At 40.1% G+C, this 12,179-nt stretch carries 6 protein-coding genes; 5 read left to right on the plus strand and 1 reads right to left on the minus strand.

The window, feature by feature from the left end; translation table 11 throughout:
* Window positions 1-43 precede the first annotated feature (43 nt).
* From dapF to LQ201_RS11240, 5 genes are all read left to right on the plus strand, one after another.
* Window positions 44-826: a diaminopimelate epimerase gene (dapF, locus tag LQ201_RS11220; protein WP_230142388.1), complete on the plus strand. Its 783-nt coding sequence runs from the start codon at window positions 44-46 to the stop codon at window positions 824-826.
* A 618-nt stretch (window positions 827-1,444) separates the two neighbouring features.
* A complete protein-coding gene (locus tag LQ201_RS11225; RefSeq protein WP_230142390.1) occupies window positions 1,445-2,614 on the plus strand; it encodes an efflux RND transporter periplasmic adaptor subunit in 1,170 nt (389 codons plus the stop codon).
* Between the two features lie 48 nt (window positions 2,615-2,662).
* Entirely contained in the window at window positions 2,663-5,839 is a 3,177-nt protein-coding gene (locus LQ201_RS11230; protein WP_230142393.1) for an efflux RND transporter permease subunit, read from the plus strand.
* 10 nt (window positions 5,840-5,849) lie between these two features.
* A complete protein-coding gene (locus LQ201_RS11235) occupies window positions 5,850-7,250 on the plus strand; it encodes an efflux transporter outer membrane subunit (protein WP_230142395.1) in 1,401 nt (466 codons plus the stop codon).
* Window positions 7,251-7,471: 221 nt separating this feature from the next.
* Window positions 7,472-11,017 carry a gliding motility-associated C-terminal domain-containing protein gene (locus LQ201_RS11240; protein WP_230146639.1) on the plus strand — a complete coding sequence of 1,182 codons (3,546 nt, stop codon included), beginning with the start codon at window positions 7,472-7,474 and terminating at the stop codon, window positions 11,015-11,017.
* Here LQ201_RS11240 and LQ201_RS11245 read toward each other — a convergent pair.
* Window positions 11,014-12,024: a type IX secretion system membrane protein PorP/SprF gene (locus tag LQ201_RS11245; RefSeq protein WP_230142399.1), complete on the minus strand. Its 1,011-nt coding sequence runs from the start codon at window positions 12,022-12,024 to the stop codon at window positions 11,014-11,016. The genes LQ201_RS11240 and LQ201_RS11245 overlap by 4 nt on opposite strands.
* Window positions 12,025-12,179: the final 155 nt, after the last annotated feature.

Here is a 12,179-nt window from a genome sequence, read left to right on the forward strand (position 1 = left end):
TACCTTTTGCAACTCAAATATTGCATTAAAAAATGAAGCTTTCATGAAAATTAATTTCTTTAAATACCAGGGCGCAGGCAACGATTTTATTTTAATAGACCACACGATGAGTCCGTTAAAAAATATTGATAATCAATTAGTTGAACAACTATGCCATAGAAGATTTGGCATTGGTGCCGATGGATTAATGTTTATTACCAAACATGAGGATTATGATTTTGAGATGCATTATTTTAACGCTGACGGTAAGCTGGGCAGCATGTGCGGAAATGGTGGCAGATGTATTGTTGCCTTTGCCAAACAACTCGGAATCATCGATCGCGAAACAAACTTTTTGGCAGTAGACGGCCCACATTATGCCAGAATTTCAGAAAATGGCGAATGGGTTGATTTACAAATGATTGATGTAGATACCATTACCAAAGATGGTGAGGCTTATGTACTGAACACTGGCTCGCCTCATTATGTTGCTTTACAAAGCGGTTTAAAAGACTTTGATGTTTTTACTGAAGGGAAAAACGTCCGTTACAATGGAACTTATGCAGAAAAGGGCATAAATGTAAACTTTGTAGAAGATAAAGGTGATCATTTATTTGTGCGTACCTACGAGCGCGGTGTTGAAGATGAAACTTATGCCTGTGGTACTGGAGTAACCGCGGTTGCCATGGCCATGGCGAAACACAAAGACCAAACCGGTCATATTAAAACAGCCATTAAAGTTTTGGGTGGTGATATTAAAATAGAATTCGATTACGATGGTAAGGAATTTACCAATGTATTTTTATGCGGCCCGGCCAAACTGGTTTTTGAGGGAGAAGTGGAGTAGTTTTCATAGAAACTTATTTTACTTTAAGACCATTTATCGTCCTCGTTTATAACGAGGACGTATGAGATTAGCGATTTCATCGCCTTCTTTAAATCTCACTTTTCATAAGAGCTTATGGGAGATTTATAATCCAATTACAGATAAATATTTCTCCGCATTACAAATGCGGTTTTCATTCATCCTCGTTACAAACGAGGACTATTGTCAGGAATGGAATAATCTTCTTTTCAAACCTCATAGGTTTAGCGCTAACTGAACACTTCGTGTAAAACAGACACTATCCATGTATTTTATTGCCTAAAATAGGCAACATTTATTCAAAAAAAATCGTATATTTCCTTTAGATTTAACAGCTTTTAACATCTGTCGCAAGATATTTACACACTGTTTTTTATGCCAAAAAATACGACAACACAATCTTTAACAGTACTTTAAAGGAAATCCGACAGGTTTTCAATCGCAAAATAAATCAATCGATTGATTAAATGACAGAATTCGGACAGATTTATTTTTTTTTAGGCTCTATTTTTGGGCATTTATTGGCGAAAATCGAAGTCATATATTTTTTGACAACGCCCTTAATTCCGGAAATTTAAATTTAAACACACAGAAATACCCATGAGAAAAGTAACAACTCTCTTTTTTAGCGTAAGCATTGGTATGCTTCTAGCGTCCTGCGGAAATAACGATGCAGCTAAAAAAGCTGCCGCTGCAGCCGCAGCTGGTCCACAAGCTTACCCTGTTTTTACAGTAACCACACAAAATACAACATTAGATTCTGATTATCCAGCAACAATTGAAGGTATTCAAAACATCGATATCCGTCCGAAAGTTGATGGTTTCATTGAAAAAATATTGGTTGATGAGGGTGCTGTAGTTAAGAAAGGTCAATTGCTTTTCACCATTAATGCACCACAGTACGAGCAACAGGTTAGGACAGCACGAGCTGCAATTAGCAGCGCCGAAGCTGATGTAAATGCTGCCCAGCTAACAGTAAACAAAACCAAACCCCTGGTAGAAAAAGATATCATTAGCAAATATGACTTGGATGCAGCGCAGCTTACGCTCCAAAGCAGAAAAGCTGCATTGGCACAAGCAAAAGCAGAATTGGTAAATGCACAGGTTAATTTAGGTTATACTTCGATTACCAGCCCTGTTGATGGCGTAGTTGGTAGTATCCCTTTCAGAAATGGAAGTTTAGTGAGCAGCAGCAGTACGCAACCGTTAACTACTGTTTCTAATACCTCTAAGGTTTACGCCTATTTCTCATTAAATGAGAAACAGCTTTTAGATTTTTCTAATACCTACAAAGGCAATACGCTTGCACAGCAAATGAAAAACATTCCTCCGGTGAGCTTGGTTCTTGCTGACGGAACAGTTTATGCACAGAATGGCAAAATCGAATCGATCAACGGGCAGATTAATACCAGCACCGGCTCGGCAAGTTTAAGGGCAACCTTCCCTAATCCGGTTTTCTTATTAAAAAATGGTGCTAGTGCATCGGTTAGAATTCCACAGCATGTTGAAAATGCAATTTTAGTTCCTCAAAAATCAACTATCGATTTACAGGGCAAGAAATTCGTCTATATTTTAGGCGATTCGGCTAAGGTGGTCAATACCCAAATTGAAGTGATGGAATTGGCCAAAGGTAATTTCTATGTGGTTACCAAAGGACTTAAAGCTGGCGATAAAGTTATTTTAGAAGGCTTTCAATCGTTAAAAGACGGGACTAAAATTAAACCTGAGGTAAAAAACACCGATTCAGTTTATGCTGAAATAAAAAAATAACAATATAGTCAGTGCAATCACACTACATCAGTGTAATCCATATTAATTATGTTTAAGAAATTTATAGATAGGCCCGTTTTATCAACAGTCATATCCATTATAATTGTAATATTAGGTGTATTAGGCCTTGTAACTTTACCCATCTCTCAATACCCCGAAATTGCACCGCCAACCGTTCAGGTATCGGCTTCGTACCAAGGGGCAAATGCCGATGTGGTAATGAGTAGTGTTGTTGTTCCGCTGGAAGAGCAGATAAATGGTGTGGAAGACATGACCTACATGACTTCTAGTGCCAGTAATGATGGTACTGCAACCATTACCGTTAACTTTAAATTGGGTACAAATGCCGATTTAGCAGCGGTTAACGTGCAGAACCGTGTAGCCAGGGCAACCAGTTTATTACCTGCAGAGGTAACCAGATCGGGTGTAATTACAGCAAAGAGACAGGCGAGTAACTTACTTATTTTTGCCATTTACAGCGATGATCCATCATACGATCAGAAGTTTTTGCAGAATTATGCCAACATCAACATCATCCCTGAAATTAAAAGGATTAGCGGTGTGGGTGATGCAAGTGCGTTTGGTACTTTAGATTACACCATGCGTATCTGGCTTAAGCCAGAAGTAATGGCCGTTTATGGTCTGGTACCAAATGATGTAAGTGTAGCCTTGGCTGAGCAAAACATCGAAGCTGCACCAGGTCAGTTTGGTGAGCAGGGAAATCAGGCTTTTCAATACACCTTAAAATATAGTGGCCGTTTAAAAACGGAAACTGAGTTTAGCAACATCATTATTAAGGCGGATGCAAACGGACAGATTCTTCGCCTAAAAGATGTGGCCAGGATAGAACTTGGTGCGCAAAGTTATGCCAGTTATGTGAAGTTTAACGGCAAACCTGCTTTAGGTATCGCCATTAGTCAAACAGCGGGTTCGAATGCGAAAGAAGTAATCGAAAACTCGATCAAAACTTTAGATAAAGCCGCAACTTCTTTCCCTAAAGGTGTTCATTACGAAACCGTAGTTAACGTAAATAACTTCTTGGATGCCTCAATCGAAAAGGTAATCCACACCTTGATTGAAGCATTCATTTTGGTGTTCTTAGTGGTATTTATTTTCCTACAGGATTTCCGTTCAACCTTAATACCTGCAATTAGTGTTCCGGTGGCTATTATCGGTACCTTTTTCTTCCTGAGTCTGTTCGGTTTTACCATCAACCTGTTAACCTTATTTGCATTGGTACTGGCCATCGGTATTGTGGTGGATGATGCCATTGTGGTGGTTGAGGCCGTACATGCCAAGCTGGATGCGGGTTACAAAGACCCTAAAAAGGCAACGAAAGATGCGATGGATGATATTAGTGGTGCGATTATTTCGATTACACTGGTAATGGCGGCGGTATTTATCCCGGTAAGTTTTATCCAGGGTTCGTCGGGTGTATTTTATAAACAATTCGGTTTAACACTGGCTATTGCGATTATTTTATCGGCGATCAATGCCTTAACATTAAGTCCGGCACTATGTGCGATGTTCTTAAAACCGCACGCAGAAGATCACGAAAAAAGCAAAAATTTCTTGCAACGTTTTTATACTGCTTTCAATACTTCATTTGATGCCGTAACGCAAAAGTATAAACGCTCTGTTGGCTTCTTAGGCAAAAAAAGGTGGCTTGCAGGTTTAGGAATTGCTGTTTTCGCAGTGGTGTTAGTGTGGATTATGAATACAACGCCTAAAGGTTTCGTGCCAAACGAAGATTTAGGAACGGTTTTCTCTGATATTTCATTACCACCTTCTACGTCACAGGAAGAAACCGATAAAATTATTGTAAAAATCAATGATATTGTAAGTAAGGTTCCAGAAGTAGAGGCTACATTTAGGGTTGTTGGCCGAAGTTTGATCAGCGGATCGGGTAGTTCTTATGGTATGGTTATCGCCAGGCTTAAACCATGGGATAAACGTAAGCGTGATGTTAAAGCCATTATTGGTGAATTATTTGCAAAAGCATCCAGCATTAAAGGTGCGAAGGTAATTTTCTTTGCTCCGCCAACCATTCAGGGTTTTGGTACCGGTGGTGGTTTCGAGTTCCAGTTACAGGATAAAACCGGTGGCGACATCAAAAAATTCAACGAAGTGGGTAATGCATTTTTAGCCGCATTGAGTAAACGCCCTGAAATCCAATATGCATCAACCTCGTTCAACCCGAATTTCCCACAATATCAGATCGATGTAAATGTGGCAAAAGTGAAACAAGCTGGCCTAACGGTTAGTGATGTGTTGGGTGTTTTGCAAGGTTATTATGGTGGTGTTTATGCATCAAACTTTAATAAATTTGGTAAACAGTACAGGGTAATGTACCAGGCAGATGCCAAATACCGTGCAAATCAGCAAAGTTTAACCAGTATTTATGTACGTAATTCGAGCGGTACAATGGCTCCTATTTCTGAGTTTATCACTTTAGAAAAAGTTTACGGACCACAGGCTATTTCACGTTTCAATTTGTATACCTCAATTGCAGTTACGGGTAACCCGAATGCAGGATTTAGTTCTGGTGATGCCATTAAAGCGATTCAGGAAGAAGCTGCAATTCACCTTCCAGCAGGCTATGGATATGAGTTCTCTGGTTTATCACGTGAAGAGGTAAGCAGTGGAAGCCAGACGATTTTTATCTTTCTGCTTTGCGTAGTCTTCGTATATTTCCTGCTTTCGGCACAGTACGAAAGTTATATCTTACCATTAGCGGTATTGTTTTCGCTGCCAATTGGTTTAGCCGGAGTATTCATCTTTGATAAGATATTTGGTGTAGATAATAACATCTATACGCAGATTACCTTGATCATGCTTGTGGGGCTACTGGCAAAGAATGCCATTTTAATTGTAGAGTACGCGGTAGACAGGCGACGAAAGGGAATGAGTATTATTAATTCGGCTATTGACGGTGCAACTGCCCGTTTACGCCCGATCTTGATGACCTCTTTTGCCTTTATCCTGGGTTTATTGCCTTTAATGTTATCATCAGGTGTTGGTGCAGCAGGTAATACTTCAATTGGTACCGGAGCTGTAGGCGGTATGTTAATCGGTACTATATTCGGCGTGTTTGTAATCCCGGCCTTGTTCATTGTTTTCCAAACCTTACAGGAAAAAATCAGTAGCAGTTCTCCTTTTGAGGAAGGCATTGATCGCGAACAAACAGAAGAAGAGTACGAGCTAGCGGTTAACCGTCCACATTAATTTTAAAACCATGAAATTTAGATATAAGCATTCCATTTTAATCGGTGTAGCCATCCTCAGCCTAAGCGCTTGTGTAACTAAAAAATACGAGCGCCCACAACTTAAGAGCGAAGGTTTATACCGTGATAACAATAATACCGATACAACAACCATTGCCGATGTGCAGTGGAAAACGTTGTTTTCAGACACCACTTTACAATCACTGATCCAACAGGGGATAAATGAAAATTTAGACCTGAAACAGGCCATCGAGCGCATTAAAATTGCCGAAGCAACACTCATACAAAGTCGTGGAGCATTATTGCCAAGCTTACAGGCTGATGTAAATGTAACCGACAATAAAGCTTCTGCAGCAGCGCAGAATTTTCCGGCAGGGATTAACATTAACCTGGAAACCCAAACTTATAAAGCACAGTTGAGTACCAGCTGGGAAGCTGATATTTGGGGGAAATTAAGCAGTGCAAAGCGTGGTGCTTACGCTACTTTATTACAAAGTGATGCAGCAAAACGCGCTGTTCAAACACAGTTAATTGCTACCATTGCTAATAATTATTACGCTTTATTGGCCCTTGATAAACAATTGGCCATTACCGAGCAGACGATTAAGGTTAGAACACAGGATGTTGAAACCATGAAAGCCTTAAAACAAGGTGCCGTAGTTAATGGCGCGGCTGTTGTACAGAGTGAAGCCAATTTATACGCAGCTCAGGTAACCTTGCCCGATTTGAAAAGAAGCATTAAAGAGGCTGAAAATGCATTAAGTGTTTTAGTGGCTAAAGCACCAAATGCGATTAACCGCACTACCTTAGATCAGCAGACCCCTTATGCTAATTTACAAACCGGCGTTTCTGCACAATTGTTAAAAAACCGTCCGGATGTAATAGCTGCTGAATTTGGTTTCAGATCGGCTTTCGAAAACACAAACGTAGCTAAAGCTTATTTTTATCCTGCTTTAACCATTACAGCAACAGGTGGCTTATCAAGCTTACAATTACAGGATTTCTTCAGCAAATCTATCTTCTATAATTTGGTCGGTGGTTTAACTCAGCCAATTTTTGCTAAAGGCGCGAACAAAGCACGTTTAAAAACAGCCGAAGCGAATCAACAGATTGCTTTTTACAACTTTCAACAAACGCTGCTAACCGGCGGACAAGAAGTATCGAATGCTTTGTACGCTTACCAAACGGCTTCGGAAAAAGAAGCAACTAGGGCAAAACAAATTGCTTCATTAACCAAAGCAGTAGATTTTACCAAAGAATTATTGCGCTACAGTTCGGCAACAAACTATACTGACGTTTTAACTTCAGAACAAAGTTTGTTAGCAGCACAATTAAGTGGCATTAACGATCGATTACAAAAACTACAATCGGTGGTAAACCTATACCGCGCATTAGGCGGTGGCTGGAAATAAACAATAATTAACAAATTTTTAAGGCATTCTGATTTACAGGATGCCTTTTTTGTTTAGGCCAATCCACAAATAGCATTACAATTTGGTCAATCGCGATAATAAAAACGAGCATATGCTTAGTGAAGCGCTCAATTATTTTCAGAAAAATAATGTACGTTTGTTTCACTAAAACGCTAGCCACTAAATAGTTTATTTGTATTTTGGCTGCACCAAACAATTTTATGCGCTTCTCAAAACTGCTAGCCCTATTTATCGGCTTATTTTTCTGCAATAATATATATGCTCAAACTTATGTAGTAACCAGTAATGCCGATAGCGGCCCTGGAACACTAAGGGAAGGATTAACACAAGCGGCTGTAGCCAATAGGGTAACTACTTTTACTATTAACTTCAATTTACCGGGCACGCCTAGCGACAATGCCAACCGTACCATTAGGTTACGTTCGGCATTACCTGTGGTTTCTTCAAATGTAGTAATCGATGGCACCTCGCAGGCTTCGTGGCCAGCACTTGGTGTTTCGGGCGCGAAAGTAATTTTGGAGCCTGAGTATCCAAACACTACGTTTTCGGGATTGGTTATCGGCCAGTCATCAACCACGCAGATCCAAACTACTGGCGTTGAGGTTTATGGTTTATACATCCGTAATTTTGCTACGATCAATAACTTACAAAATGTAAATATGGCTCAGGGCTCGGGAATTGTAATCGATTATCGTGCAAATAATATTACCATCGGTGCTCCAAATAAAGGAAATGTTATTGGAGGGAACATTAACGGCATTATTGTACAGAACAGCTATTATTTTACCACCATCACCGCCACTAAAATTAAGATCCAATCGAACTTAATCGGAGTGATATATAATGGAATAACGCCAAACACCAATGTTTTTGGTATTTCAGCCAATTTATACGATAGCGCGCTAGACGTTGGTGGTGATAATCCTGGTGAAGGAAACGTAATTGCCGCAAACCGGATTAATGTAGATATCACCCGGTCATCGTACTCCACCAATGCAAGGTTTGATGTTAACGTGATCAATAATAAAATCGGGGTCGATTATACAGGTAAAAAAGATTTTCATGAATTACCGATATTTCTTTCTTCCTCCGCTTTAGAAATTGCAGGTTTAAAGGTCAATGCGGTAAATACGGCACTTTATGTGCGCAATAATATTATCGGCGGAAATAGAACTACTGGGGTTTCGATCACCAACTCTGATTTTATTTTAACCGGTAATGCCATTGGTACCGATGCTGCCGGAGCTGTAGTGATGAGCAATGGAATTGGCGTAAAAATAGAGTTGGGTGCAGGAGGAACCATTGGCGGCGCAACACCTGCCGAAGCAAACTTAATTGCCAACAACAATTTCGGTGTCGAAACGGTATCTTCAAAGCCCGTAAAAATCACCAGGAACAGTTTCTTTTGCAACAAGACATTCGGCATCGGAAAAACCCTATCAATCCTTCAACCCTACATTCAGGTGCTGAAAAAAAGAAATGATTATGTTTCGGGCAGGGCTACACCCAATTCAGAAGTAGAACTATTTTATACTATAAATTGCCAAGGTATCTGTGAAGGTAAAACCTATATCGCAACAGTACAAGCTGGTAGCGATGGCCGTTGGGAATATAACGGAACCTTGAGCGGAATGGTTACTGCAACAGCCAGCTTATTAAATGCCACCACCTCCCCTTTCTCTACTGCTGAATTATTACCAAATGAGGCGATAGTAGAGCCTGTAACCTGTAATGCCAATGGATCTATCACCATCCCAGAACCCCGTGAAGGTTTTACTTTTAGTTGGGTAAAGATAGAAACAGATGGGAGCCGCGTACCTAAAGGCAATACACAAAGCATCTCCAATTTAGATGTAGGCACCTATGAAGTAACTGTTGATGACGGCTGTAAGGCATTCCCATCAGTGTTTATCATCAAAGATCAGAAGTTAACCAAACCTACTATCCAACCCATTTCTCCCATCTGTGGACAAACCACTTTTACATTTACCGCGGAGGTTTTAAGAGGAAAAGGTGTATTAAAATATGAGTGGATAAATACCGCAACAAATGCTGTTGTAAGCAGAACAAACCCGGCAAATTTACCTGAAGGTACTTACTTCGTAAAAGTATCGGATGAGTCAGTACCAAGCTGCTCACTAGATTCTGATCCGATTACGGTTAAAAGGAAACCAAGAATAATTATTACTAGCACCATCCCACCAAAACATGCTACCTGTGGCAGCCAAAATGGTGCAGTTACCGGTTTAAAAATTACTGATTTTACAGGAACCGTTACTTACAATTGGTACAAACCAGATCCAATTACCGGAGATTTAGGGAATTCAATTTCTTCGACATTGGATTTAGTAAATGTTGAAGGAGGAAATTATAAACTCGTGGTAACCGATGAAGGTGACTGTAACCTCCCTCCTGTTTCTGCTTCTTATTTCATCATTACCGATAATACCATCCAGATTAGCGATGCTTCAATCAAAAAAAATGTAACCTGTAATAGCGACAATGGCGCTTTGGGTGGAATTACATTGACCGATGCTGATGGTTACGAATGGATTGGGCCAGATTTAATCACCATTAAAAAAGGTGCTTATTCTCCTGGAACATCTTTATTGATCGAAAACCTAAAACCTGGTTCTTACAGATTATGGGCCAGTAACAGCAGGTCTACCTGCCCGAGAGTGCCAAGAGATTTTGTGGTAACAGCTGTTGCCCCTCCTGTTTATACCTTTTCGCATCGCGAATCGCCAACCACATGCGGGCTGATCAATGGAAGTATCGACTTAGATTTTAGCTCAGCGCTTCCATACCGATATGAATGGAAAGATCAGGCAGGTAACATCATTTCGAGTACGAAAACAATCAATTCCATTTCGCTTAAAAATTTACCGGGCAGCACTTATACTATGTACGCTTATGACATTAACAACTGTGCTCCTTTTGTTATTGGCCCGTATACAATAGATGTTACGCCGTTGCTGACCATTGTGCCTAAAACCGGGACCCCAGTTAAAGATGGATGTAGTTTACAGAGAGGTTCCGTTACGGGGGTTGAGGTAATTGGTGGTGTACCAGGCTATACTTTTAAGTGGATAAACGAAGCTGGCGAAGCTGTTCAATTTACGCAAGACCTAACTAAGATTGGTGCAGGTACCTATCGTTTAGAAGTTTACGACAAAACAGCTTGCGGTTACGCCATTAGCGAGCCTTTCACTATTATCGACGAACCTTTTAAAATTATAGCTCCAATCATCAACGATCTACGCGTTTGTTATGTATCAGATATTGTTTTACCTGTAATTGCACCGGAAGAAGGCACCTACCAACTCTTCGAAAAAATTGATGATACAAAGCCATTTTTAGAAAACACCAACGGAATATTCAAATTTAGGGTAGCCAAAACGGCCGATTATTTTGTGAGGAGAAAACTGGGTTCTTGTACAAGCGAGTTTACCAAGGTACATGTAGAAGTAACACACGATAACCTGGAGGTTACCAACACCATGACCCCCAACGGAGATGGCATGAACGATGTTTGGCAAGTGAGGGGTTTACCAGATTTTAAGGGTACTAATATTAAAATCTACACCCGTGGCGGTCAGTTGGTTTACGAATCGATCGGCAATTATACCAAACCTTTTGATGGCCGTTTTAGGGATAAAGAATTACCAGCAGGGGTTTATTATTATGTGATCGATTTGCGGGCTGAATGTAAACCACTAGGTGGCAGCATAACACTTTTACGTTAAAATTGCCTACTTGGACAAACTACCTGGTAACGGTTATTCAATAAAATACCCAGTACAATTTCGTGGGTACCATTATTTACCGAACGTAATCCTGAAGTATTTACATCATAAGAATAACTCAGGTTTACCAGCGATGCAATATTAAATCCCGCCAGAAGCGAAAAAGAATCGTTGTTCCTGAAACTGGCTCCAACCCAAAATTTATCCTTATAGGCAAACTTCAAATTGGCATCGAAAGTAGCTGGAGCGTTGGCCCAATATGAAATCAAACCAGAGGGGATCATTGCAATATCCTCATCGATAAATATTTTATAACCCGCCGTTCCGTAAAAAGTAGCAGACTGGTATGGGCTCGTTTTAACTTGATTATTTACTATACTGCTTTTATTTCCAACCAGCTGTTTTGCTGAAACACCAGCAAAAAATCTTGGACTATACAGCCAAATACCTGCGCCAATATCGGGTCTAATTTTGTTGTTATAATCGGCAGAGAATAAAGGGTCGCCCGATTCATCGGCTATAATTCCGCGCACATCAACACTGATCGATTTAAATCCGCCTGATAAACCAACTGATAAATTTACTTCGTTTGTAAGGCCCAAATGATAGGCGTAGGTTAAATTCACATTGGTCTGCCGAACCAAACCTGCTTTATCCGTCATAGCCACCAGGCCAATTCCATGGTGAGGCTCCGCCGCGGTGTAGCTGTTTACAAAACTTCTGCTCATTGGATTGTCTCCATTCCCGGCAAATGAATTTACATTGCTCCGAACAAAATCTTCGCCAATAGCGGTACTTAAAGAAAGGTATTGTGTACTTGGTGCACCTTCTAAACCGCTCCACTGTTTGCGTAAACCTATTTTTAAATCTGTATAATTATCTATTCCCGATAATGCAGGATTCAACAGGATATTGTTAAAAATATATTGGGTGCTCCGGGGGATTTCTTGCCCATAGCTACAAAAGAATAAGCAGGCAAACAGAGAGAGCGCGTAAAAAAATTTCATTTAAACCTTGATAGTGATGCGTTAATTGATTGATACTAAAAAGCCTATCAATACAATGGCTAAGATAATAAGTTGTAGCCAATTATAAAGCATTTAATATTTATCTGCCTTTAACTTCAAAATAAGCGCTCCATCCAATAGTAGTAATTAACCAT

It is taken from the genome of Pedobacter sp. Bi126 (assembly GCF_918698245.1).
Classification (GTDB): domain Bacteria; phylum Bacteroidota; class Bacteroidia; order Sphingobacteriales; family Sphingobacteriaceae; genus Pedobacter.

Coding starts and splice junctions, on each gene's coding strand:
- dapF (WP_230142388.1), top strand. CDS start 44: ATGAAAATTAATTTCTTTAAATACCAGGGCGCAGGCAACGATTTTATT.
- LQ201_RS11225 (WP_230142390.1), top strand. CDS start 1,445: ATGAGAAAAGTAACAACTCTCTTTTTTAGCGTAAGCATTGGTATGCTT.
- LQ201_RS11230 (WP_230142393.1), top strand. CDS start 2,663: ATGTTTAAGAAATTTATAGATAGGCCCGTTTTATCAACAGTCATATCC.
- LQ201_RS11235 (WP_230142395.1), top strand. CDS start 5,850: ATGAAATTTAGATATAAGCATTCCATTTTAATCGGTGTAGCCATCCTC.
- LQ201_RS11240 (WP_230146639.1), top strand. CDS start 7,472: ATGCGCTTCTCAAAACTGCTAGCCCTATTTATCGGCTTATTTTTCTGC.
- LQ201_RS11245 (WP_230142399.1), bottom strand. CDS start 12,024: ATGAAATTTTTTTACGCGCTCTCTCTGTTTGCCTGCTTATTCTTTTGT.